Source organism: Planctomyces sp. SH-PL62 (assembly GCF_001610895.1).
In the GTDB taxonomy this organism is placed as follows: domain Bacteria; phylum Planctomycetota; class Planctomycetia; order Isosphaerales; family Isosphaeraceae; genus Paludisphaera.
Window position 1 is genome coordinate 4,585,235 of record NZ_CP011273.1, and the last position, 24,724, is coordinate 4,609,958.

18 protein-coding genes are annotated in these 24,724 nt (G+C 67.3%); 9 read left to right on the forward strand and 9 right to left on the reverse strand.

Annotation, left to right across the window (positions count from 1 at the left end; genetic code table 11):
- Positions 1-131: 131 nt before the first annotated feature.
- Positions 132-2,219: an elongation factor G gene (gene fusA, locus VT85_RS17760; RefSeq protein WP_068418278.1), complete on the reverse strand. Its 2,088-nt coding sequence runs from the start codon at positions 2,217-2,219 to the stop codon at positions 132-134.
- A 572-nt stretch (positions 2,220-2,791) separates the two neighbouring features.
- Between fusA and VT85_RS17765 the strand changes: the two genes are divergently transcribed.
- From VT85_RS17765 to VT85_RS17775, 3 genes are all read left to right on the forward strand, one after another.
- Positions 2,792-3,571, forward strand: a complete 780-nt coding sequence (locus VT85_RS17765; protein ID WP_068418280.1) for a hypothetical protein — start codon at positions 2,792-2,794, stop codon at positions 3,569-3,571.
- A 241-nt stretch (positions 3,572-3,812) separates the two neighbouring features.
- Positions 3,813-4,340, forward strand: coding sequence for an HIT family protein (locus VT85_RS17770; protein WP_197490841.1), 528 nt, complete (start codon positions 3,813-3,815; stop codon positions 4,338-4,340).
- Between the two features lie 90 nt (positions 4,341-4,430).
- Positions 4,431-5,534: a PIN/TRAM domain-containing protein gene (locus VT85_RS17775; RefSeq protein WP_156512932.1), complete on the forward strand. Its 1,104-nt coding sequence runs from the start codon at positions 4,431-4,433 to the stop codon at positions 5,532-5,534.
- 97 nt (positions 5,535-5,631) lie between these two features.
- Here the strand turns inward: VT85_RS17775 and VT85_RS17780 are convergent, their stop codons facing one another.
- Both VT85_RS17780 and VT85_RS17785 read right to left on the reverse strand, forming a co-directional pair.
- Positions 5,632-6,882 (reverse strand): aminotransferase class I/II-fold pyridoxal phosphate-dependent enzyme, encoded by a 1,251-nt coding sequence (locus VT85_RS17780; RefSeq protein ID WP_068418284.1) that lies wholly within the window; start codon positions 6,880-6,882, stop codon positions 5,632-5,634.
- Between the two features lie 479 nt (positions 6,883-7,361).
- Positions 7,362-8,933 carry a trypsin-like peptidase domain-containing protein gene (locus VT85_RS17785; RefSeq protein WP_068418287.1) on the reverse strand — a complete coding sequence of 524 codons (1,572 nt, stop codon included), beginning with the start codon at positions 8,931-8,933 and terminating at the stop codon, positions 7,362-7,364.
- Between the two features lie 816 nt (positions 8,934-9,749).
- Between VT85_RS17785 and rlmN the strand changes: the two genes are divergently transcribed.
- From rlmN to VT85_RS17800, 3 genes are all read left to right on the forward strand, one after another.
- Positions 9,750-10,787 carry a 23S rRNA (adenine(2503)-C(2))-methyltransferase RlmN gene (gene rlmN, locus VT85_RS17790; protein ID WP_068418291.1) on the forward strand — a complete coding sequence of 346 codons (1,038 nt, stop codon included), beginning with the start codon at positions 9,750-9,752 and terminating at the stop codon, positions 10,785-10,787.
- A gap of 452 nt (positions 10,788-11,239) precedes the next feature.
- The gene (locus tag VT85_RS17795) at positions 11,240-11,962 is read left to right on the forward strand and encodes a slipin family protein (protein WP_197490842.1); all 723 of its coding nucleotides are present in this window, start codon (positions 11,240-11,242) and stop codon (positions 11,960-11,962) included.
- Positions 11,959-12,900, forward strand: a complete 942-nt coding sequence (locus VT85_RS17800; protein ID WP_068418300.1) for a reverse transcriptase family protein — start codon at positions 11,959-11,961, stop codon at positions 12,898-12,900. The genes VT85_RS17795 and VT85_RS17800 overlap by 4 nt, the downstream gene beginning before the upstream one ends.
- Before the next feature lie 58 nt (positions 12,901-12,958).
- Here VT85_RS17800 and VT85_RS17805 read toward each other — a convergent pair whose 3' ends face one another.
- Positions 12,959-13,348, reverse strand: a complete 390-nt coding sequence (locus VT85_RS17805; protein WP_197490843.1) for a hypothetical protein — start codon at positions 13,346-13,348, stop codon at positions 12,959-12,961.
- Between the two features lie 322 nt (positions 13,349-13,670).
- Between VT85_RS17805 and VT85_RS17810 the strand changes: the two genes are divergently transcribed.
- Positions 13,671-16,163, forward strand: a complete 2,493-nt coding sequence (locus VT85_RS17810) for an MMPL family transporter (protein ID WP_082858695.1) — start codon at positions 13,671-13,673, stop codon at positions 16,161-16,163.
- Here the strand turns inward: VT85_RS17810 and VT85_RS17815 are convergent.
- From VT85_RS17815 to VT85_RS27755, 5 genes are all read right to left on the reverse strand, one after another.
- Positions 16,151-16,354 carry a hypothetical protein gene (locus VT85_RS17815; RefSeq protein WP_068418306.1) on the reverse strand — a complete coding sequence of 68 codons (204 nt, stop codon included), beginning with the start codon at positions 16,352-16,354 and terminating at the stop codon, positions 16,151-16,153. The genes VT85_RS17810 and VT85_RS17815 overlap by 13 nt on opposite strands.
- Positions 16,355-16,452: 98 nt before the next feature.
- A complete protein-coding gene (locus tag VT85_RS17820; RefSeq protein WP_068418309.1) occupies positions 16,453-18,966 on the reverse strand; it encodes an ATP-dependent Clp protease ATP-binding subunit in 2,514 nt (837 codons plus the stop codon).
- 215 nt (positions 18,967-19,181) lie between these two features.
- Positions 19,182-19,712 carry a tetratricopeptide repeat protein gene (locus tag VT85_RS17825; protein ID WP_068418312.1) on the reverse strand — a complete coding sequence of 177 codons (531 nt, stop codon included), beginning with the start codon at positions 19,710-19,712 and terminating at the stop codon, positions 19,182-19,184.
- A gap of 277 nt (positions 19,713-19,989) precedes the next feature.
- Positions 19,990-20,769, reverse strand: coding sequence for an AsmA-like C-terminal region-containing protein (locus tag VT85_RS28600; RefSeq protein WP_197490844.1), 780 nt, complete (start codon positions 20,767-20,769; stop codon positions 19,990-19,992).
- Between the two features lie 26 nt (positions 20,770-20,795).
- Positions 20,796-21,281 carry an AsmA family protein gene (locus VT85_RS27755; RefSeq protein WP_068418318.1) on the reverse strand — a complete coding sequence of 162 codons (486 nt, stop codon included), beginning with the start codon at positions 21,279-21,281 and terminating at the stop codon, positions 20,796-20,798.
- A 311-nt stretch (positions 21,282-21,592) separates the two neighbouring features.
- Here VT85_RS27755 and VT85_RS17840 point away from each other — a divergent pair, with 311 nt between their 5' ends.
- Positions 21,593-23,941 (forward strand): CehA/McbA family metallohydrolase, encoded by a 2,349-nt coding sequence (locus VT85_RS17840; RefSeq protein WP_197490845.1) that lies wholly within the window; start codon positions 21,593-21,595, stop codon positions 23,939-23,941.
- Positions 23,938-24,705, forward strand: coding sequence for a class I SAM-dependent methyltransferase (locus VT85_RS17845; RefSeq protein WP_068418321.1), 768 nt, complete (start codon positions 23,938-23,940; stop codon positions 24,703-24,705). The genes VT85_RS17840 and VT85_RS17845 overlap by 4 nt, the downstream gene beginning before the upstream one ends.
- The last annotated feature ends 19 nt before the right edge of the window (positions 24,706-24,724 follow it).

A 24,724-nucleotide genomic window follows, 5' to 3' on the forward strand; every position in this document is an offset into this window, starting at 1 on the left:
TCAGGGCGAGGTGTCGTGGAAAAACCGGACGGCGATTTGCGCCCGACCCCGGAACGCGCGAAGGCCGCCGGGGATGCCGGCGGCCTTCGGGAGATGTCGCGGATCGGGAGCGGCGGCGCCGCCCTCCGAAATTACTTGGCGCCGGTTTTGGCCTCGGCCTGGACGCGCTTGACGATCTCTTCCTGGAACCGCGAGGGGAGCTTCTGGTACTTGAGGAACTCCATGCTGAAGCCCCCCTTGCCCTGGGTCATGCTGCGGAGGTCGTTCGAGTAGCCGAACATCTCGCTGAGCGGCACCTCGGCCGAGATCACCGTGTAGCCCGATCGGCTCTCGGTGCCCAGGATGACGCCCCGCTTCGAGGAGACGGCGCCGGTGACCGGCCCCTGGAATTCGGTCGGGACCTCGACCTCGACCAGCATGATCGGCTCCAGCAGGACCGGGTCGGCCTTGCGGAAGGTCTCGCGGAAGCAGTCGCGGGCGCAGATTTCGAAGGCCATGGTGGACGAGTCGACGTCGTGGTACGAGCCGTCTTCCAGGACCATGTTGACGCCCATGACCTCGTAGCCGGCCACGGGGCCCTTGTGCATCGACTCGCGGAAGCCCTTCTCGACCGAGGGGATGTACTCGTTCGGGATGCGGCCGCCGGTCACCTTGTTGTCGAAGACGAAGGGCTCGGGGGAGGTCGGGTCCATGGGGACCAGCTTGCCGACGACGTGGGCGTACTGGCCCGAGCCGCCGGTCTGCTTCTTGTGCTTGTAGTTGAAGGGGGTCTCGCGGGTCGGGGCCTCGCGGTAGCTCACCTTGGGGGCGCCGACGGTGCAGTCGACCTTGTATTCGCGGCGGATCCGCTCGACGTAGATCTCCAGGTGGAGCTCGCCCATGCCCGAGATGATCGTCTCGCTGGTCTCGGCGTCGACGTGGACGCGGAACGTGGGGTCCTCCCGCATGAAGCGGTTGAGGGCCTTCGAGAGCTTGTCGTAGTCGGCCCGCTTGTTGGGCTGGATCGACAGGTCGATGACCGGCTCGGCGGCGTAGATGCTCTCGAGCGAGAAGTTGGTCCCCTCGGAGCAGTAGGTGTCGCCGGTGGCGCACTCGATCCCCATGACGGCGACGATGTCGCCGGCCGTGGCGGAATCGATGTCTTCCTTCTGGTCGGCGTGGACCCGGAGGATGCGGCTGACCCTCGCCCGCTTCTTCTGCCGGGTGTTGTAGTAGAACGTCCCCTTCTGGAGCGTCCCCTGGTAGATCCGCATGTAGGTGACCTGGCCGAAGGCCTCCTCGACCAGCTTGAACGCCATGGCGACCAGGGGGGCGTCGGGGTCGGTCGTCAGCGGCACTTCGGCCATGCCGTTGTCGTTGTCCTTGGCGGTGACCTCGCGGTCGAGCGGGCTCGGGAGGTAGCGGCAGACGGCGTCGAGGAGCTCCTGGATGCCCTTGTTGCGATACGCCGTGCCGACCATGACCGGGCAGAGCTGCTGCGCGATCGTCCCCTCGCGTATCGTCTTGTGGATCAGGTCGAGCGGGACCTCCTGCTCCTCGAGCAGCAGCTCCATCACCTCGTCGGAGACCATCGAGAGGGCCTCGAGCATCCCCTGGCGGGCCCTGGCGGCCGTCTCGGCCAGCTCGGCCGGGATCTCGCCGTAGCGGACGTCCTCGCCCTTGTCGCCGTCGAAGTAGATGGCCCGCCGCTCGATCAGGTCGACCATGCCCTGGAAGTTGGATTCCGAGCCGATCGGGATCTGCAGCGGCAGCGTCGTCAGGCCGAGCTTGGATTCGAGCTGGCTGATGACGTTGGCCGGGTTCGCGCCGGTGCGGTCCATCTTGTTGATGAAGGCGATCCGGGGGACGTTGTACCGCTTCATCTGGCGGTCGACGGTGATCGACTGCGACTGCACGCCGGCGACGGCGCACAGGACCAGGACCGCGCCGTCGAGCACGCGGAGCGAGCGCTCGACCTCGACCGTGAAGTCGACGTGGCCCGGCGTGTCGATGATGTTGATCTCGGTGTCGTGCCAGCGGACCGTGGTGGCCGCCGACGTGATCGTGATCCCCCGCTCCCGCTCCAGATCCATGTGGTCCATGACCGCGCCTTCACCCTTGACCTCTTTGATCACGTGGGTGCGGCCGGTGTAGTACAGCATCCGTTCGGTGAGTGTGGTCTTGCCCGAGTCGATGTGGGCCGAGATGCCGATGTTCCGAAGGTTTTGCAGGTTTTCCATGGTCCAATCAGATCTCAACAGGCGCCGGAGGGGTGGAACGCACCTCCCGCGACCAGAAACCACACGCCGAACTCGTCGAGACGGGAGCCGCGCGATCCGTCGTTCCAAGAACGGACCTTCGGCCATCCGGGGGAAGCGGAACGCATCAAGTATCGGTAGGCCGGGGGCCTTGATGCGGGATCGGGACCGATCCGGGAAGGCTCGCGAGTATCAAGGACGAATCATCTTAACAACCGTCGTCGGAGCGTCAAGGCGCCACCCTTTCGCCCCAATCAACATACTCGCGACGCCTCCCGATTGGCGAGGACTTTTCCGCGGGACGCCGTCGGGGGGCCGCGCCACCTCGGCCGGAAGTCTCGGGCCGCTCCGGAAGAAACTTGGAGATTCCTCGAGAAGGCTTACAATTCGGGAGGAGAGATTTCGACCGGATCGTGTACTCTTGACGGGGACGTCCTTCGACGAGGATCGGCATCCCCGTTCGAAGGTCCCGTACGTTCTCGGCGGTCGACGAGCCCGAGTCGATCCCACCGCCGCCCCGCCTTACTCGTGCGCACCCGCAGGCGACACGTTTTATGAAGTCCATCGACGACCATCCGCCCTCAACCACTCGACGAGCCGTCGCGGCCCTGCCGTTCTCCACGAACGTCCCCCAGCTCACGTACTTGATCCCGGGACATCCCCAGTGGTCGGCGGGGAGGAGGACGCGCGGAGCGGCCCTGGCGGCGCTGTATGCGTCGTCGGCCATCTCGGCGCTTCTGCTCTGGGGCAGCCCGTTGAGTTGGTTCCTGCTGGTCGCCTCGATCTTCTTCCAGGGCCTGAGCTGGGTGGACGCGGTCCGTCAGAATCCGTTCTCGGGCCTGACCCCCACGCCGGTCCTCGCCGTTACGGGGGCGGGGCTGAGCCTGGCCTTGCACGCGCCGGCCTTCGGGTTGCTGACGCTGCTGGCCTGGCCGAGCTACGGGCCCGATCCCCAGGAGGGGTCGTACCTGGTCAACCGGCTCGCCTACAAGGATCGGCTCCCCTCCCCGGGCCAGTGGGTCTGGGTGGACGGCTCGGCCACGGGCCTGCAGAGCGCCGCCAGGGTCGTCGCCGTGGAGGGCCAGGAGGTCGAGTGGACCGGTCGACGCTGGACGGTCGACGGCGAGGCGATCGACGAGGGCTCGGCCGGGACCTTCGCGGGCTACCCGAAGCGATGGAAGTTCCGGGTCCCGGGAAATCACGTCCTGCTCGACCCTGAGACCCGGGTCCGCCCCGGGGAATTCCGGGCCCCCCTGATCGTGGTCGAGAGCGAGCACATCACCGGCCGCGTCTGGGCCCGATGCTCCTCCTTCTGGGAGCGCGGCTTGCTCTGATCGCGACGGTTCTTCCCGCTCCCCGCCCCCCCGCCTCATCGCATCCTTCGTTTTTCGACGGGTCTGGCGAGACATCTCCAACTCCCGCCTGTTATGATTGCATCGGGCGTGTGCGAAGCTCGGCCGCTGGACCGAGATCGTCTCGAATCGTCCGTTCGCGTCCGTTGCCGGCATCGTCCCGACGCCGATCGCCGGGCCTTGTTCATGCCGAGGGGTCTGCGATCGGCCGGAGTCTTCGACCGTGATCGATCGAATCTGGGCGCCCTGGCGTGCGCAGTACGTGTCCGGCACGGCCCCTGAGGCGAGGCCCGCCTCCGCATGCTTCCTCTGCGACGGTCTGGCCGAGGATCGCGACGCCGAGAACCTGATCGCCTGGCGCGGCCGGGAATCGGTGGTGGTCCTCAACCGCTATCCCTACAACAACGGCCACCTACTGATCGCCCCCCGAGCCCACCTGGGGACGCTCCAGGAACTCGAAGGCCGGTCGCTGGTCGAGCCGATCGAGACGATCCGCTGGATGATCCGGATCCTCGACCGCATGATGCGACCCCAGGGCTACAATGTGGGGCTGAATCAGGGGAAAGCGGCCGGCGCGGGGCTTCCGGGACACCTCCACTGGCATGTGGTGCCCCGCTGGGACGGCGACGTGAATTTCATGCCGGTCCTCGGCGAGACCAAGGTCGTCACCGAGAGCCTGGACGCGTTCCACGAGCGTCTGAGTCGGGAGATCGAGTCCGACCGCAAGTCCGGCGTAGGCTTGTCCGAATGAATTCATCTAGCTTTTTAATTCGTCGCGGCCCATCCTGGATCCATGACCGGATCGTCCCGGCAGCTCGATCGTAGCGAGGTCCATCATCCCATGTTGCTCGTCCTGATTCGCTTGACGTTCATCCTCGTGGTCGCCGGCCTCGGCGTCCGCCTCGCCAGGGTCGTCGGCGAGAACGAACTCGGAAAGCCCTACGTCTTCTTCATCGGCCTGATGCTGGCGGCCATCGCTTGCGTGATGGGGGACCTGCTGACCCCGAGGAAGAAGATCCAGACGATCTCAGCCGTTTATTTCGGCGTGATCGTGGGGATCTTCCTGAGCAACCTCATCAACGACGCGGTCCAGCCGGCGCTCCAGCTCTACGTCCATCCGATGATCCACTCGGCCATCGCCAGCGTTTTGATGCTGTTCATCAGCTATATCTGCATCTCGACCCTGTTGCAGACGAAGGACGACTTCCGGTTCGTGATCCCTTACGTCGAGTTCTCCAAGGAGGTCAAGGGGGCGCGTCCGCTCGTCCTCGACACCTCGGTCGTGATCGACGGTCGGATCGCCGACGTGGCGGAGACGAAGGTCATCGATCAGCCCATGGTGGTCCCGCGATTCGTCCTCCAGGAGTTGCAGGGGATCGCCGACAGCTCGGACAAGCTGCGTCGCAATCGGGGACGTCGGGGCCTGGACATCCTGAACCGGCTGCAGAAGTCGCCCGGCGTCGAGGTCCGCATCGACGACGCCGAGATCCCCGAATTGGCGGGGGTCCGCGAGGTCGACCAGCGGTTGGTGATCCTGGCGAAGCACCTGGGGGGGAAGGTCGTCACCAACGACTACAACCTGAACAAGATCGCCCGGCTCCAGGGGGTCGACGTGATCAACCTGAACGACCTGGCGAACGCCATGAAGCCGATCGTCCTGCCGGGCGAGAACCTCAACGTCAAACTGATCAAGCGCGGCGAGGAGGCCGGCCAGGGGGTCGGCTATCTCGACGACGGCACGATGGTGGTCGCCGAGCAGGGCGTGCACCACATCGGCGAGATCGTCCGGCTGACGGTCACGAGCGTCCTCCAGACCAGCGCGGGACGCATGATCTTCGGTCGCATGGAACTCCTGCCGCCGCCGAAGGGGGGCTCCCTGCCGAACCAGCAGGCCCATCACGACAACCCGCCGCCCGCCGCGCCCGGGCGTCATCGGGAAGTCTGACCGCTCGGCCTGGACGAGTCGCCGGGCGTCGAGCCGTCGCCGCGGGTCCGGGACCTTCGAGGCCCCGGACCCGCGGCGAGGTCGTTTCGAAGCGGAGTCAGTTGACGGCCTGCTCCAGCCGCAGGCAACGGCCGATCTGGCGGATGGCCTGGCGGAGGCGGTGAGGGTTCTCGACGAGGGCGAGCCGCAGCGAGCCTTCGCCGGCCTCGCCGAAGCCCCGTCCGGGGCTGACGGCCACGTTGGCCTCCTGCAGCAGCTTCATCGCGAAGTCGATCGAGCCCATCTGACTCCGCCAGGGCTCGGGCATATTGGCCCAGACGAACATGCCGGCCCTGGGCGCCTCGACTTCCCAGCCCTGGCGTCGCAGGCCCCGGACCATGATGTCGCGGCGATCCTGGTACTCGGCGACCTGGGCGAGCCGACCTTCCTCGCCGTGCCGCAAGGCGACGATCGAGGCGATCTGCACGGCCTGGAAGAGGCCGTAGTCGTAATAGCCCTTGATCGCCTTGAGGGCGCCGAGCATGTCGCGGTTGCCGGCGGCGAAGCCCACCCGCCAGCCCGCCATGTTGTAGCCCTTGGACATGGTCGTGAATTCGCAGCCGACCTTGATGGCGTCCTTGACCGACAGGAAACTCGGCGGCTGATAGCCGTCGAACCCGATGTCGCCGTAGGCGAAGTCGTGGATCACGAAGAAGCGGTACTTCTTCGCCAGGCCCACGATCTCCTCGAAGAAGGCCGGCTCGACGACCGTCGAGGTCGGGTTGTGCGGGTAGTTCAGGACGAGGATCTTGGGCCTCGGCAGGAGGCTCTCGCAGACCCGGGCGATATTCGTCAGGAACGACTGCGAGTCGCGGACGTCGAGCGAGATCACGTTGGCGGACGCCAGGGCGATCGCGTGGACGTGGATCGGGAAGCTCGGCGCCGGCACCAGGGCCGTGTCGCCCGGCCCGAGGAGGGCCAGGCACATGTGGCTGAACCCCTCCTTCGACCCGATCGTCGCGACGACCTCATGGTCCGGGTCCAGCTTCACGCCGAACCGATTCTCATACTTGGCGGCGACCTCGCGGCGCAGGTTGTACACGCCGTTGGCGACGCTGTAGCGGTGGTTCCGCGCGTCTCGCGCGGCCTCGCACAGCTTGTCGATCACCCACTCCTCGGGGGGATCGGTCGGGTTCCCCATGCCGAGGTCGATGACGTCGATCCCGGCCGTACGCTTGCGGTACTTCAGCTCGTTGATCTTGCCGAACAGGTATGGCGGCAGATTGCGTACCCGGGGAGCGACCTCGATGTCGTACCGTTCGGTCGACTCGTGTTCTTCTGATCCGGGATTCGTTGTCGGATCGATCATCGCGACCCTCGTCCTCGGCCCGCGGCAAGGTTAATGGCGAGAGCCTGCCGTCCATCGGACCCCCCGGCAGGCTCTTCATGGTTTCTCGACGATGGTCGGAGCTTCGCCTCGCGGACGCCTCGTCCCGACTTATCTTCTACAATACCTCAGATCGGCCGAAGCGTGCAGTTCCTTTCTTCCGGGCTTCGCCGACCGCGCGGAATCGTCGATTCGGCCGGCCAGGTCGACCCACCCCCGACGATCCCCCGCCGCGGGCGAAAATCCATGGAGCCAGGCGCGGATTAGAGTGATCCAGACGCCGCGACGGGTCGATAACTCGTCGTACCACCAGGAAGACCCACCGACATCGTAGCCGACACCCTGATTGACCCCGCGGCCCCAGGTCACGTCTGGATCTTCATAAATCGACGAAAGGGCGGATCGGTTCGCGCCGATCCGCCCTTTCTCGCATTCCGGGGCCTCGTCGAGAGGCGACGGGTTTACTTCGTCTTGGACAGGGAGACGAAGCGGTTGACCGAGCTGCTGGACTGCACGTAGAACGAGAGGATCTCGCTCTGGGCGGCCAGTTCCTGGAACGACTTGACGTCGCCGACGGGCTGGACGCTCTTGTCGCGCAGGACCTTGGTGATGACGTCGCCCTGCTTGAGGCCCTCGGCCTCTGCGGGGCTGTTCTCCTTGACGTCGGAGACGAGCAGGCCGCTGGCTCCGTCAGGCAGGCCGAGCGACTTGGCGAGTTCCGGGGTGAGCGGCTGGACCTCGAGGCCGAAGTCGCCCACGGGGGACTTCTCCGGCTCCTTGGCCGGGCTGGAGTCGTCCTTCTTCTCGATCTGGCGCTCGATGTCGAAGACCACGTTCTCGGCCGGGGCCGGGACGATGGTCGCCGTCTTGCGTTCGCCGTCGCGGTAGTACTCCACGGCGACCTCCCGGCCCGCCGGGCTGGAAGCGACCCGCAGGCGGAACGCGGGGAGACTCGGGATCGTCTCGCCGCCCCAGCCGATGATCACGTCGCCCTGCTTGAGCCCGGACTTCGCGGCCGGGCTGTCATCGACGACCTCGCCCACCAGGATGCCCTTGACGCCGGGCTCGAGGCCGAGCTGCTTCGCCAGCACCGGGGTGAGGGGGTCGAGCTTGATGCCGATCCGGGAGCGGCTGACCTTGCCGTCCTTGATGAGCTGGTCGGCCACGTTCTGCGCCATGTCGATGGGGATGGCGAAGCCGATGCCGTCGTTGCCGCGACCGCCGGTGACGATCGCCGAGTTCACGCCCACGACCTCGCCCGCCATGTTGACCAGGGGGCCGCCGGAGTTGCCGGGATTGATGGCCGCGTCGGTCTGCAGGAAAGACTCGTAGTCGTTGATGCGGACATTGTTCCGCTCGGTGGCCGAGATGATCCCGGTGGTGACGCTCTGGCTCAGCTCGAACGGCGAGCCGACCGCCATGACGAGGTCGCCGACCTTGAGCTTCCGGCTGTCGCCCCGGAGAAGCGCAGGGTAGTTCGTGGAGTCGACCTTGATCACGGCCACGTCGGACTTGTCGTCGGCGCCGACGACCGTCGCGGGGAGCTCGATCCCGTCATGGAAGCCGACGGTGATCTTCTCGGCCCCTTCGATGACGTGGTTGTTGGTCAGGATGTGGCCCTGGTCGTCGTAGACGAAGCCGGAGCCGACGCCGCTGCCGGGGCCGCCGAACTGGTTGTTCTGGGGGACGCCCTCGGGCCCGAAGAACTTCTTGAGCATCTCCTCAAGGTCCTTCATGTCGCGGGGGGACTGGGGGCCGCGGGGACCGCCGGGGTTGCCCGGATTGCCCGGGAACGGGAACTGGAAGTTCCGCATGTTCGGCCCCGACGACTTCTTCTTGACGCTGATCAACACGGCCGAGGGCTTCACAGCCTCGGCGACCGCTTCATAGGCCTGCGACAGGGCCGCGGCGACCTTCTGGCCCTCGGGCGACACCTTGGGGGCCGCGGGCATCGGACGCAGGACACCCGTCGAGCTGATCAACGCGGCCGTGGAGACCACGAGGGCCGCCCAGGCGACAGGGTTTCGCTTCATATTCAACTCTCTCCTCCACAATTCCAGGGGGCATCGCGGGCGTTTCGAGGTTGCGGAAGCCGCACGGCCCCCGATGGACGAACCCCAAGGAAATCGACCGACGCTCGCCCGTCGACTTCCCCAAAGCCACAATCCGGAAGATCTTGGGGCGTGACGCCCAGGACTCTCCGGTCTGATCGTACGCGATTCCTCATTCCTACGACACGCGCCGCCCAAAGGTTTGTTCATGAACCCCGTGAAATTTCAAACATCTCGGAGGCTTCGAAATCCGTGACGATCGGCCTCCGGTCCTCCATCCCCGAGCGAGCCGCGGTATTGGCTTCGTTCGGCCTGCCCGGGCTTCCACTGGCTAGACGTAAAGGTTTACACCAACACAATTTGACGACGTTCGACACCACTCGCAATTGGCTTCGTTCGGCGCATTTGACCCTTCGGATCGCCGACCGGGGATCGCGTCGCTGTTTCCCAACCTCCCGCAGCGAAGCAGCCCGGGATCGGCTTCGTTCGACCCGACGCCGAACGGAGCCAGTCCTCCCCAAAGCTCTATCTAGTTGGATTTTGCATCGAATCAACGAGGCCGCAAATTGGCTTCGTTCGGCGCTTTTCTCTTCTCGGTTGGAAGCCAGGACTCATCCCCGGATGCTCGTCGCGGTCTCGATCCGGAAAGGGGATCGTCCCAGCTTCACCATGGGATCCAGATCTGCAACACGCGGGCCTCCCTTCGGGTCGGCTGGAATATTTCTCGGAGCCGAAGTCGGATAGACTGGCAGGTTGAGGCGAGAGAGGGGCGATCGGGCATCGGAGGGTTGACGGACGATGGATCCCAGGAACATCAGGCCGAGCGAGCTGGAGGATTGGGCCGCCGCGCGCGACTGCGACGCCACGGTCGTACGCAAGCTGCTCTCGGCGATCTTCCGGCGCGGCGTGCTCGAACCCGGGCGCTGGATGGCCGAATCGCAGATCCCCAGAAGGCTGGCCGAGTCGATCGCCCCGCTCCCCCTGCCCCGGCTGACCCTCGACGGCTCGGTGGTCTCGCCGCAGGACGGGTTCCAGAAGCTCCGGTTCCGTACTGGCGAGGGGCTGGCGCTGGAGACCGTGCTGATCCCGCTGCACAAGCCGGGGGCGGTCAGCCTCTGCCTGTCGTCGCAGATCGGCTGCGCGATGGGCTGCACGTTCTGCGCGACCGCGCGGATGACGACGCGCCGGAATCTCCAGACCTGGGAGATCATCGACCAGTTCCTCCAGGCCCGCGACCTGGTGCAGAGCCAGGGAAGGCGCGTGACCGGCGCCGTGTTCATGGGGATGGGCGAGCCGTTCCTGAATTACGACAACGTCCTGGCGGCGGCCGATCTCATGCGGTGTTCCTCCGCCGGTTCGGTGGCGGCGAAGGCGATCACCGTCAGCACGGTCGGCCTCGTCCCGGAGATCGACCGTTACACGCGCGAGGGCCATCGCTATCGACTGGCGATCAGCCTGGGGGCGGCGACCGACGCCAAGCGGAAGGAGCTGGTCCCCGTGGCCTCGCGATGGCCGGTCGCGGAAGTCGTCGCGGCGGCGCGTCGGCACGCCCTGGCCCGGCGATGCCGCGTCACCCTGGCCTACGTCTGCATCGGCGGCGTGAACGTCGGCGAGGACGACGCGCGGGCGCTCGGCGAATTGATCGGCGACACGCCGGTCCGGGTCGACCTCATCGAGGTGACCGACCCGACCGGCCGCTACGCGCCCCCGACCGCCGAGGAGCTGCAAGGCTTCCGAGACGCCCTCACCCGGCACGTCGGCCAGCCGATCGTCCGGCGCTATTCCGGGGGCAAGGACATCCAGGCCGCGTGCGGCACCCTGGCGGGCGTCGGCTGATCGCGAGCCGGGCCGAGCGGAGTCGTTGAAGAAGGGGCCGATCGGACGACCGGAACTCGCCCGACCGGGTCTGGCGGCCCCGAGATTCGGGGCTTACAATCGGGCCGCCTCAAGCCCTGGCGGCGCTCCCCGGTAGGATCGAGCGTACCGCGGTCGGGGGCATTGCTTTTATCCCCACGACGCGCGGCGTCGCGGGGATATCGTCGGAGGGTGAACCGGGAGGTCAAGCCTTCGGGCGAACGACCTCCCCGCCGGCCACGGGAAACCGTGATCGGCGATCGTCCTGCGTCGGTCAGGATACCTGCCTGGCCCCGCCGCGCGCTTCACGCTCGCGGCGACCCGGCGTCAATGATCGGCCCGCGATCGCCGACTCGTCCGGCACACGCCCTCCGACTCGTCCTCATCCCGTTCATCCGGATCGAGCGTTTTTCGAGCATCGAGAGGAGCCGGTCGTGTTGCGTCGCACGGTTGTCGTTCGCGAATACGAGCGGGGGCTGCTCTACGAGCACGGCCGGTTCCTCGAGATGCTGCCGCCCGGTCGTTACCGGCTCTGGAGCTGGCAAGGCCGGGAGATCTTCCGCGTCGACGTCCGCGAGGTGAGCGCGACGGTCGAGGCCCAGGAGATCCTCACCAGCGAGAAGATCGGCGTCCGGGTCACGCTGATCGCCCAGTACCGCGTCTCCGACCCGATCGCCGCCCGACATCGAGTCGGCGACTATCACTCCCAACTCTATCAAGACCTCCAGCTCACCCTGCGCGAGGCCATCACCGGGCGGACGCTGGACGAACTGTTGAACAATCGAGAGGCGCTCTCCCAGGACCTGCACGCGAGCGTCGCGCCACGGGCGAAGGCGTACGGGCTGGAGCTTACCCGGGTCGGCCTCAAGGACATGGTCCTCCCGGGTTCGGTCCGCGCCGTCTTCCTGCAGGAAGTGGAGGCCGATCTGAAGGGTCGGGCCGGCCTCACGGCCGCTCGCCACGAGGTCGCCGCGGCGCGGGCGCGCGCCAACACGGCGCGGCTGATCCACGAGAATCCCTTGCTGCTGCGCCTCCAGGAGCTGGAAACCCTGGCGGGGCTCGCCTCGAAGTCGGGGAACGTGCTCATCATCCCCGGGCTCGACGCCCTTCTGTCCCGCACCTCGACCCCTCGCGCCGACCCCGGCGCCCCGGCATGAACCCCGGCCATCCCCTGAGCTACCTCGTCCCGCCCACCCTGCGTCGCCTGCTGACGCCCGCCGGGCCGTCGTCCGCCCACGCCCAGGCGCTCGCGCAGCTTCTTGGGGTGGCCGAGGACGAACTCGACGCGATCCGGCTCGGCCGCCGGTACCATTACCGACCGATCCGGGGCGCCAAGCCGGACGGGAGGGAACGGCGCATCCTGGCCCCTTCGCCGCCGCTCAAGCGACTGCAACGCCGACTCCTCGACGAGCATCTCGGGCGACTGCCGATCCATCCGTGCGCGACCGCCTTCCACCCCGGCGCGTCGCCCGTCTTCAATGCGCTCCCGCACGCGCGCGGGGCGACGATCGTCACGCTGGACCTCCGGGACTTCTTCGAAGCGACCCGAGCGTGGCGGGTCCATCGATTCTTCCGCGAGCAGGGCTGGAGCGGCGAGCCCTTGCGCGTCCTGATGCGCCTCTGCACCTTTCGCGACGGCCTGCCGCAAGGAGCGCCCACGAGTCCGTGCCTCAGCAATCTCGTGAACGTGCGGCTCGACGAGAAGCTCCGGCGCCTCGCCGCCCGGTCGCGGGGGATCTACACGCGCTACGCCGACGATCTGACCTTCTCATGGGTCGACGGCGGCATGCCCGGCGGCTTCCAGCGGGCCGTCGAGAACGTCCTGGAGCGGGAGGGATATGAGATCCAGCCTCGGAAAGTCTGGCGGGTGAGCCGGGCCCGCGATCGCCCTCGGGTGACAGGGCTGGTGATCGCCGGGGACGGGCGAGTCCGCGTCCCCTGGCGATTCCGGGTGCGTACGGTCCTGTTGCGATGGCGGTCGTGGCTCACCGGCGACCCCGTCGCCCGCGCGAGATGGCGAGGATGCCAGGGGTATCTGCGGATGGTGGACCGCAGCCGCGAGGGAGCCCGGAGCCGCCCCCGCAAGGGCGGCTAGGTTCAACAACTGTTCGCCTTACGCGCGTCGACCCGGGTCGACGGCCCGAGGTCCGGCGTCAGGACTTGCGCGAGCGGGCGCGACGGGCGGCGTCGTACCGCAGCGAGGCGACCAGCTCCAGCGTCGCCTTCGCGAAGGGCCGGAGTTCGGCCTGGCGGCCGATCCATTCCTCGGAGTGGGGGGCTGCGGCGAAGACGTGGCGGCCGTGTCGCACCGTCCACTCGACCGCGCCCTGATCGACCAGATAGAGGAGCACGACGAGGCGGCTGTGCAGCGGCACCCGCGACCAGTACTCCGAACGACAGAGATCGTTTTCCAGGTGAAGGCCGACGAATCGAAGGGTCTCTTCGTACAGCGCGTTCAGATGCTCATCGTTGCGATGCGAGTTGTAGTGGGCCAGGCGGCCCGTCCAGCGGCTTGAGAGTTCTCGGAGCGATGAAAGCGACAACGCAGGTTTCCTCAGGGACTCGTTCCCGGGCCGGATGGTCGACCCGATCCGTATCTTCTAGAGCATAATACTCGTCACGGCAAGTTTCAGGCCAAGCTTCGACCCCGAAATCCCCCGCCGGCTCCCCCGTAAGAGGCCCACTGGAGCCGGAACCACGGCAGGTCCGTTTCGCTTTGACAGCCGGCCGGGTATCGACTATGCTCAACCCGATCAACCAAAAAGCTTGCCGCTGGACGACTTGGGACCAGCCGGCGGGCTGTCCGCCTGACGGCTTCAGGGTGGAAGTCGTTCGATCGCTTCACCACGCGGAACCAGCCCGAACATGTTTCCTTTTCTTGCCCGCCTGGTGCAGCGCCGGTCCTGGATCGTCCTCGTGCTGTGGACCGCGGCGACAGCCCTGCTCTTTCTTTACGCACCGCGCTGGGATGAAGTGACCAAGGACGACGACGTCCGGTTCTTTCCCCGGGACTACCCGAGCGTCGTCGGCCAGGACCTCCTGGAGCGAGGCTTCCCTCGGGATGCGTCCAGCTCGCAGCTCGTCTTCGTCTTCGACCGCAGGTCGGGGCCTCTGACCCCCCAAGACCTGGCGTTCGTCGAGAAGCACGCGGCCGATTTCTACAAGTGGAGCGAGGCCGACCCCACGCTGGGGGTCAAAAAGCTCGACACCCATCGCTCGCCGGTCATCGGCCCCAGGCTGATCGGCAAGGCGCAGGACGGCCCCGGCCAGGCCGTGCTCACGATCGCCTCGCTCAACGGCACTTACCTTTCGCGCAAGACGCGGATCGCCGTCGACAACATCCTGGAGTACCTGGCCCAGCAGCCGCCGCTGCCGGAGGGGCTGGAGCGGACGGTGACGGGGTCGGCGGTCGTCGGCCACGACATGAACACGGCCGCGAACGAGAGCATCGAGAACACGACCACGGCGACGATCGTCCTGGTGATCGCGATCCTCCTGATCGTCTATCGGTCCCCCTTGCTGGCGATGGTCCCCCTGGTGACGATCGCGTTCTCGGTGGTCGTCTCGATGAAGGCGATCGCGGCCCTGACGGCGATCCCCTGGATCACGTTCCAGGTCATCAACATCACCCGCGTCTTCGTGGTGGTGGTCCTGTTCGGGGCCGGGACCGACTACTGCCTCTTCCTGATCGCCCGGTATCGCGAGGAGCTGGCGCGGGGACGCTCGCGGCGGGACGCGCTGCGCGAGGCGATCGAGCAGGTGGGCGGGGCGCTGGTCGCCAGCGCGGGGACGGTCATCATCGGGCTGGGGATGCTCTACTTCTCGAGCTTCGCCAAGATCCGCTACACCGGCCCGGCGATCGCGCTGAGCCTGACGATCGCGCTGCTGGCCGCGTTGACGCTGGCGCCGATGCTCCTGTCGTGGCTGGGGGGGGCGATCTTCTGGCCGTTCCGCCCGCCGCACCACTCGCCCGGGATGAGCCGCGAGGAAGAAAGCCTGGATGAGGTGCCCATGTCGGGCTTCTGGGTGTGGGTGGCGAACCTGGTGGTCCGCCATCCGATCTGGATCCTGGTCGTGAGCCTCTCGGCGCTGCTCCCCCTGGCCGTGATCGGCGCGAGGACGACGTCGAACTATAGCCAGCTCGCGGACCTCGCGCCGGACCGGCCGAGCGTCGTCGGGGCGTCTCGGATCCGCCACTACTTCGCGGTCGGCGAGCTGAGCCCGACGATCGCGGTGGTCGAGAACCCCAAGCTCGATTTCCGATCGCCCGAGGGTCGCGAGAAGGTCGCCGAGGTCACGGCGAGGCTCCTGGCGGTCCCCGGCGTGGCCGAGGTCCGCTCGCTCTCGCAGCCGCTGGGGAAGCCGCCGATCCCCGAAGCCGAGATGAACTTCCTCCAGAAGATGGCCGATCGGGCCCTCCGCGCGGCGGCCGACGGCCGTTACGTCAGCATCAATCCGGTCGAGACGAGGGAGCCCGGCCAGGCCGAGGTGCCCGCGGCCCGCTCGCGCAACCACATCACGCGGTTCGACGTCGTCTTCGCGACCGACCCGTTCTCGAAGGCGAGCCTGGACTCCCTGGCCCTGGTCAACGAGACCCTGAACGCCGCCAGCCGACCCGGCGGGCCGCTCCAGGGCTGCACCGGCATCGGCCTCGCCGGCTCGACGTCGGCGGTGAACGACCTGATGCGGGTCACGACGGGCGACGAGCGCCGGATGTATTTCCTGGTCACGTTCGGGGTCTTCATCATCCTCGTCGCCCTGCTCCGTCGGCCGGGGACCTGCCTGTACCTCATCCTGACGGTCGTGCTGGGCTACCTGGCGTCGCTGGGGGTCACGGAGCTGGTCTTCAGCAGCATCCACCAGGGGACCGAGCCGTGGGGCGGGCTCGACTGGACCGTCGGCTTCTTCCTGTTCGTGATCCTGGTGGCCGTGGGGGAGGATTACAACATCCTGCTCATGGCCCGGGTCATCGAGGAGGAGGCCAAGCACGGGGTCGTCGAGGGGACCCGCCGCGCCGTGGCGCATACGGGGGGCATCATCAGCTCGTGCGGGCTCATCATGGCCGGCACGTTCGGCTCGATGCTGACCGGCAGCCTCACCTCGCTCAAGGAGCTGGGTTTCTCCCTCGGGCTGGGGATCTTGCTGGACACGTTCCTGGTGCGGCCGATCCTCGTCCCGGCCTTCGTGGTCGTGGCGGATCGGCTCTGGAACGATGTGGGCCCGACCAGAGCGGAACGCGCCCGGGAGCCCAAGCCCCTCGATCCCTCGGCGAACGGCCAGCCCGCCGGTGCCGAGCCGGACAAGTCCCTCGTGCCGGACGCGGTCGATTCGTGCCTGGGCGAGTTCTACGAGGACTGAGCCCGCGGAGCGGCCTCGGGCGGCTTGCGCTCGACGGCCAGGAAGCGAAGACGACCGCAGCGCGGGCACCCCCCCAGGGTGTAGTTCTTCCACGACCACGCTCCGATGCGGACGAGGCCGATCTCGGCGGCGTCGCGAATCAGGCCGCATTTCGTGCAGCGGGCCTGCCAGCCGGGAGCGTAGCCGTTCATCCTGGTCGCTCTCGTGAAGCCAACGAAAAGAGGGGGGCCGAAGCCCCCCTCTGTCTGGTACGTCTCACGGACGGCACGGCCTCGGCGGCCGTGCCGGATCAGGCGTCGCCGCCGACGGCCGCGAGCGGCTGGCCCTGGGCCTCGTCGCCCTTCTTGACGGCGTCGAACTTGAGCTTCTTGGGCTCGTTCTCGCCGTCGCCCTGGACGTCGACCGTGATGAGATCCTTGCCGGCGAAGGTCCCGCGGAGGATCTCCTCGGACATCGGGTTCTCGATCATGTTCTCGATGGCGCGGCGCAGGGGCCGGGCGCCGTAGTCGGGGTTGTAGCCCTTGGCGATGATGAGGTCCTTGGCGGCGTCGGTGAGCGACAGCTCCAGGCCGCGGTCGGCCATGCGGCCCCGGATCTTGGCCAGCTCAATGTCGACGATCTGCTTGAGATCGGCGTGGGTCAGCGTGTGGAACACGATGACGTCGTCGAGCCGGTTGAGGAACTCGGGGCGGAAGTACTTCTCGATGGCGACCTTGAGGCGTTCCTTCATCTCTTCATAACTGCCCGCCTCGTCGCGGCCGCGGTCGAACCCGAAGATGTTCGTGCTCGACGTCACCTCCGCGCCGGCGTTGGTGGTCATGATGATGATGGTGTTCTTGAAGTCGACGTTGCGGCCGAAGCTGTCGGTCAGCCGGCCTTCCTCCATGATCTGGAGGAGCATGTTGTAGACGTCGGGGTGGGCCTTCTCGATCTCGTCGAGGAGGACGACGGCGTAGGGGCGCCGGCGGATCTTCTCGGTGAGCTGGCCCCCTTCCTCGTAGCCGACGTAGCCCGGAGGGGCGCCGATCAGCCGCGAGACGTTGTGCTTTTCCATGTACTCCGACATGTCGATCTGGATCAACGCGTCGGCGTCGCCGAACATGAACTCGGCGAGGGCCTTGGCCAGGTGGGTCTTACCGACGCCGGTGGGGCCGGCGAAGATGAAGCTGCCGATCGGCCGCTTGGGATCCTTGAGCCCGGCGCGGCTGCGGCGGACGGCCTCGCTGATCCGCTTGACGGCCTCGGACTGGGAGATGACCTTCTTCTGGATCTCCTCTTCCATCCGAAGCAGCCGGGCGGTCTCCTCGGTCTCCAGGCGGGTGAGGGGGATGCCGGTCATCTTGCTGACGACCTCGGCGATGACCTCCTCGTCGACCGTGCCGTCGATCTCCCGGGAGCGCTCGCGCCACTCGCGGGTGATCGTCTCCTTCTTCTTCTTGAGCTTGTCGGCCTGGTCGCGGAGGGCGGCGGCGCGCTCGAAGTCCTGGTTGGCGACGGCCTCTTCCTTGTCCTGATTGAGGCGCTCGATCTGTTCGTCGAGCTCCTTCAGGTCGGGGGGCCGGGTCATGGCCTTGAGTCGGACGCGGGCGCCCGACTCGTCGACGACGTCGATGGCCTTGTCCGGCAGGCAGCGGCCGGTGATGTAGCGGTCGGACAGCTCGACGGCCGCCTCCAGCGCGTCGTCGGTGATCTGGACGCGGTGGTGGGCCTCGTAGCGGTCGCGGAGGCCGCGGAGGATCTCCAGGGCCTCGCTCTTGCTGGGGGGCTCGACGACGATCGTCTGGAACCGACGCTCCAGCGCCCCGTCCTTCTCGATGTACTTGCGGTACTCGTCGAGGGTGGTGGCGCCGATGCACTGCACCTCGCCGCGGGCGAGGGCCGGCTTGAGGACGTTGGAGGCGTCGATCGCCCCTTCGGCCCCGCCGGCGCCGACCAGCGTGTGCAGCTCGTCGATGAACAGGATCGTGTTCTTGGCGCGGCGGACCTCGTTCATGACCGCCTTGATCCGCTCCTCGAACTGGCCGCGATACTTCGTGCCGGCGACCATCATGGCGAGGTCGAGCACGACGATGCGGCGGTCGCGGAGCAGCTCGGGGACGTTGCCGTCGACGATGAGCTGGGCGAGGCCCTCGACGATGGCCGTCTTGCCGACCCCCGCCTCGCCGAGGAGGACGGGGTTGTTCTTGGTGCGGCGCGAGAGCACCTGGATCACGCGCTCGATTTCATTCTGGCGGCCGATGACCGGGTCGAGCTTGATTTGCCGAGCCAGTTCGGTCAGGTCGCGTCCGAACGAGTCCAAGGCCGGAGTCTTGGACTTATTGCCTTTTGACGCGGCGCCGCGTTCACCCTCGCCGCCAGCGTCCATCCCGTGACCGAGCAAGTTCAGCACCTCCTCGCGCACTTCTTCCAACTTCAGGTTCAGGTTCATCAAGACCTGAGCCGCCACCCCTTCCTGCTCACGCAACAGGCCGAGCAGGAGGTGTTCGGTGCCGACGTAATTGTGATTCAGGTTGCGGGCTTCCTCGATCGCGTATTCGATGACCTTCTTGGCCCGGGGCGTCTGGGGGAGCTTCCCCATCGTGACCATCTCGGGGCCGGCCTGGACGATCTTCTCGACTTCGTTGCGGATCTTACGGAGGTCCACGTCCAGGTTACGCAGGACGTTGGCGGCGACCCCACTCCCTTCCTTGATCAGGCCCAGCAAGACGTGTTCCGTGCCGACGTACTCGTGGTTGAAGCGCTGGGCCTCTTGGTTGGCCAGCTGCATCACCTTGCGGGCACGATCGGTGAAGCGTTCAAACATGCGGTCTACTCCGATCCGACGTTCTGGGCGGCGACGGGCCGACGTCCCCGTCGAGGCGACGAGCCGTTCCCTTATTTTTGCATTGTACACCCGGGAGCGGCCGTCCGTTCAATACGGCCTGCGGGACCGGGCGGGTTTTCCCACCCTCCCGCCCCGATGCGCGGGCGGCTCGGATCTCGCCCAGGGCCCCCTCGAACGTCGACGAGAGGCCCCGATCAGGCGTCGGGGCCGTTCAGGGAGGTCAGCGCGCGCTCGACCTCCCATCGCCATTTCGAGCCGCCGTCCTGTTCCAGACACTGCCGGAAGGCCCGACGCGCCAGCTCGGGCTGGTGGGTCCGGACGTGGATCGCCCCCAGGTGCAACAGGGCGTCCGCGTCGGTGTCGTCCAGGGCCAGGATCCGCTCCACACGCCGCCGCGAGTCGTTCCAGCGGCCCTGAAGGTACGCCTCCAGCGCCTCTCCGAACAGGCGTTCGATCTCCTGGCGATGCCTCTCCGGGTGGCAGAGCCAGACCCACCACACGGTGTAGCAGAACGACGCCGACCAGGTCAGGATCGCGGAGACCGCGAAGAAATCCGCCCAGCCCGGCGCGAACGCCTCGACCCAGATCCAGCGCGCCGCGATCGCCAGGTTGACGGCCGCGGCGAACAAGCCGGCCAGCAGCAGCCCGAAGACCTCCTGGCCCGTCCAGATCTGCGGGAGGCCCGGCCAGAAACACAACAGCCCGATCCAAGCTCGCCTCGGCACCGTGGGCTCCTCCTCGGATTATCGCGCCCCGAAATCGAGGCCCTTACGTCCTGATTGTAGATTCGGTCGGGCCCGAAATCAAGATTTTAATGCATGCACGCAATTGAATCCCCAGGCTCGGCCGCCGCGGCTTCGCAGACGTCGCGAACGCGGGAGTTGCGGTTCCTCCGCGTCGTTCAGATCGGACGGATCGGACTCGGAGTAGCAGGGGAATCGACGGTGACGGGCGAGGCGCCCCGTCACCGGCGTTGCAGCACGCATAATCGCCAGGACGGGATCACCGCGAGAACTTGTCGCTCAGCTTGCGTCCCAGGAGCTTGAGCTTCTGTTTGTCGGGCGGGGTGAGGAAATCATCGACGGGGGAGCCGATCCCGGCGCCTCGACCGAGGACGCTCACCTTGAGGTCGTCGACGGTGCCGTTGAGGCGGAGGCTGCTGAGGGCGTCGACGTCCAGCTCGAGTTCGGCGAGGAGTTTCTTCGCACGAGCGGGGACCCGTTCGGCGAGCCCTTCGAGGCCCATTCGATAGTCGAGTCGGCCGTCGAAGTCAGTCCAGCCGGAGATGATGATCGGGGTCTTGGCGAGATTGAGCGCGAGCTTGCTCGTGGTGATCCGGGCGTCCTTCACCGTGAAGTCGGTCCGCAGCGAGCCCACCCGGCTCTTGGTCGGGAGGCTGATGGAGGACTTCTCGACCTCGGAGAGGAGCTCAGTCCCGTCGAGCTGGATCGGGTCGATGAGGATCCGGCCGTTGCCGACGAGCGTCTGGCTGAGGAGTTCGCGGGTCTCGCCGTCGCCCCGGAGGTAAAGCTCCATCGTCAGGTCGCCCTGGATTCGAGGCGTGGCGCCTGCCAGGACGGGGACGAGGTAGCGGAGGAACGCCATGCCGTCGTCGAGGACGACGCGATCCGCCCAGAGTTGGCCCTCGAAGCTGGGACGGCCGGGGATGCGGTCGAGCGATCCGGAGAACTGGAAGGCCCCCTGATTCACGTCGCCGCTCATCGTGCCGGTGATCGTCTTGCCCTCTTCCCAGGTCCCCTCGCCCTGCACGTTCTCCAACACGACGTCGGTCTGCGTCGGCTCGTCGATCAGGTGGACCTGACCGCGCTGGACGTGGATCTGGAGGTTCGTGGGGCCGGTCGAGGCCTCGCTCGGGGGGCGTCGGGGGCGGGTCGCTGGGCGCGGACGAGGTCGGCCAGTTCGAAGGTGCCGTCGGCCCGTCGCTGGACCCGGAGCTTGACGCCGTCGACGTCGAGGGCCGTCGCGTCGAGCCGTCCGCGGACCAGTTGGAACAAGCTGACGTCGACGTGGACCTTCTCGGCGTCGAGCCAGGGTCCGCTGGCCGAGCCGGGAGCGCCGATCTTGAGGTTCTCCAGGTCGAGGCCGCCGCCGAAGCAGACCCGGAGCTTGTCCACGTGGACCGTACGGCCGCTGGAGCGTTCCAGCGCGGCGATGACGTGCGTCCTGGCCCAGTTCGTCGGTGCGACCAGGACGACCAAGCACCAGAGCAGGGCCGGCGCGACGACGATCCCGATGGGGATCAGCAGGAGCCGGCGGAACCAGCGGCATCTCATCGGAATCCCTCCCGAGCACCCGAAGGGCCCGGCCCTTCCCCAACCATCCTGGCCGGCGTGACGAACTGGTCGGAAGCCGACGGACGTCGTCCCCGATCGGCTGCGAACCATAAGCGAATCGCCCCTGCCCTGCAAGAACACTTTGGCCGCGGCCGCCCCCCCCATGTTCGAGGATCGGCTCGACGCGACGGCCCGTCCCGATGCTCGCCCGAGCGTGCCGCCTCAGGATTGCGGCGGTCCTCGGGATGCGACAGAATCGACCCCTGAGGACGCATCGAGGAAGTCTCCCCTCCCCGTCGAGGCCGCCGATCATGACGCCACGCGCGCGACTCGTCCCTCCACTCATCGCCGGGCTGGTCTTCTCGCTCTCACTCGTGGGCGGCCCGCGAGCCGTCCTCGCGGAGATTCTCCCAATCGTCGCCGACGTCGAGTTCCAACCCCTGAGCGCGCAGGCGCGTCGTGTGGTGCAGACGCTCGACCTGCTGGGCCAGCCGCTGAGTGCCGAGGAGAAGGCCCGGATCGACGCGGCCGTCCAGGCGGCCGAGGAAGGGCCGGGGATCAAGGCCATCCAGGAAGTGCTGGACGCGCACTGCCTGATCGGCGTCGACGTCAATCCGGAGAGCCGGGTCAAGTCGATCCAGGGTCCCGCCTCGCCCCGGTTGGTCCAGGGGGGCTGGAGCGTCTTCCTGGTCAAGGTCCACAACGAGGCCGGCGTCACCGCCGAGCTGGTCGTCGAGAGCCCCAACGCGGGCCCGATGCACAAGCAGTCGACCAACAGCGCGGAGCCGAAGGACACGATCCACAAGGCCGACCTGATCGATCGCTGGTGCGACGTCGTGATGTACCGCGACCGTCCGCTGTCGCGTACCCTTTCGGGACTGCCGGTGGAGTATCGGGTGTTGCAAATCGCCAGCCGCGACGCCGGACGTCGCGAGGCGAAGCTGACGTTCAACGTCGGCCAGGGGAGCCAGGATCTGGGCTTCCGCAGCGACGTCGACATCCTCTTCACCTGCGAGCCCGCCGTGACGGTGACGCTCGACGTCCGCGACGAGTCCGATAGGCCGACCACGGCCTCGTTCATCTTCCGCGACCGCCTGGGGAGGGTTTATCCATCGCCCAGCCGCCGGCTCGCCCCGGACTTCTTCTTCCATCCCCAGATCTACCGGGCCGACGGCGAGACCGTGTCGCTCCCCGCCGGCGAGTTCCAGGTCGAGTACACCCGAGGCCCGGAGTACCGCCTGCTCACGAAATCCATCACCGTGCCCAAGGGGAGCGCCCATCGCGAGGCGTTCAAGCTTGAACGCTGGATCCACCTTTCGAAGCGGAACTGGTTCTCGGGCGACCACCACGTCCACGCCGCCGGGTGCGCCCACTATGAGAGCCCGACCGAAGGCGTGACGCCCGACGACATGTGGCGGCACATCCTGGGCGAGGATCTCGACGTCGGCTGCGTCCTGAGCTGGGGGCCTTGCTGGTACGCCCAGAAGGCGTTCTTCGACGGCAAGGTGCACAGGCTGTCCACCCCGGAGAACCTGATGCGGTACGACGTGGAGGTCTCCGGCTTCCCCTCGTCGCACACGGGCCACCTCTGCCTGCTCCGGCTCAAGGAGGACGACTATCCCGGCACCACGCGCATCGAGGAATGGCCGAGCTGGGACCTTCCCGTCCTGAAGTGGGGGAAGGAACAGGGGGGCGTCGTCGGCTTTTCGCACTCGGGCTGGGGGCTGGCGACTAAATCGATCGAGATCCCCAACGACGAGATCCCGCCGTTCGACGGGATCGGCGCCAACGAGTACATCGTCGACGTGGTCCATGACGCCGTCGACTTCATCTCGGCCGTCGACACCCCGATCCCCTGGGAGCTCAACATCTGGTATCACACGCTCAACTGTGGATATCGCACGCGGATCAGCGGCGAGACCGACTTCCCCTGCATCTACGGCGAGCGGGTCGGCCTGGGTCGCGTGTACGTCAAGCTCGACGACGGCAAGCTCGACTTCGACCGTTGGTGCCAGGGGTTGAAGGACGGCCGCTCCTACGTCTCGGACGGCAAGAGCCACCTGATCGACTTCCAGGTCGACGACCGCGAGGTCGGCGAGGACGGGAGCGAGGTCAAGCTCCTCGCACCGGGGACGATCAAGGTCCGCGTGAAGGCCGCCGCACTCCTCGCCGAGACCCCTTCGCCCGAGACCGAAGCGATCCGGACCCGACCGATCTACGTCCAGCCCTACTGGCACGTCGAGCGGGCCCGGGTGGGGGCGTCGCGCAAGGTCCCCGTCGAGGTGGTCGTCAACGGCCTGCCGGTCGAGCGCCGGGAGATCGAGGCCGACGGCTCCATCCAGGATCTGGAATTCGACGTTCCGGTGACGAAGTCGAGCTGGGTGGCGGTGCGCATCTTCCCCACGTCGCACACCAACCCGGTCTTCGTCACGGTCGGAGACAAGCCGATCCGGGCGTCGAGGAAGTCGGCCGAATGGTGCCTGAAGTCGGTCGACCAGTGCTGGTCTCAGAAGGAGCCGGCGATCCGCGAGTCCGAGAAGGAGGCCGCGCGCCAGGCTTACGACGTCGCACGCGACGCCTACCGCAAGATCCTGTCGGAGTGCGAGGACGATCGGCCGGCGGCCGACGAGAAGGCCGCCGGTGGAGGAGAGGATCGATGATTCGGCCCCACGATGAAGACCTGGCCGGGGCGTTCGACGACCAGGCCCCGAAGTTCGAGCGGGCCCCGGTGCAGAGCGATCCGGCGGCGCTCGAACGACTCGTCCGCGCCGCCGGCTTTCCGGCCGGGGCGCTCCTGCTCGACGCCGGCTGCGGCCCCGGTCTGGTGAGCGAGGCCTTCCTGAAAGCCGGGGATCGCGTGTTCGGCGTCGACCTCTCCCCGGTCATGATCGACCGCGCCCGCGCGCGATGCGGCTTCGCGGGAGACTCGGCGCGGTTCCTCCAGGGCTCGATTTACGAGGACGGCGTGGCGGCGGAGGGGCCGTTCGACGGGGCCTATTCGCGGTACGTGCTCCACCACGTCCTCGATCCCCGCGCGTTCCTCGCCCGCCAGATCGAGCTGGTCCGCCCCGGCGGCCTGATCGTCCTGGGTGATCACATCACCTCCCCGGACCCCGCGCTCGCGCGACGCCACCAGGAATTCGAGGTCGGCCGCGATCGGACCCACACCAGGAACCTGACCGGCGGCGAACTCGTCGATCTCTTCGCCGACGCCGGCCTGAACGACGTCCACTACCAGGAGGAGGCGTTCGCGCTCGACTTCGACGAGTGGTTCGACCGGGGTTCACCGAGCGAATCCAAGCAGAGCCTGCGTGAAGCCCTGGAGACCGGCCTCGACGCGCGAGGTTTCCGCGTCGCGCCGGGCCAGGGGGCGACGATCAGGATCGAGTGCGTGTACGCCATCGTCCGAGGTCGTCGGGACTGAGGAGGTGGACGCCCCCCAG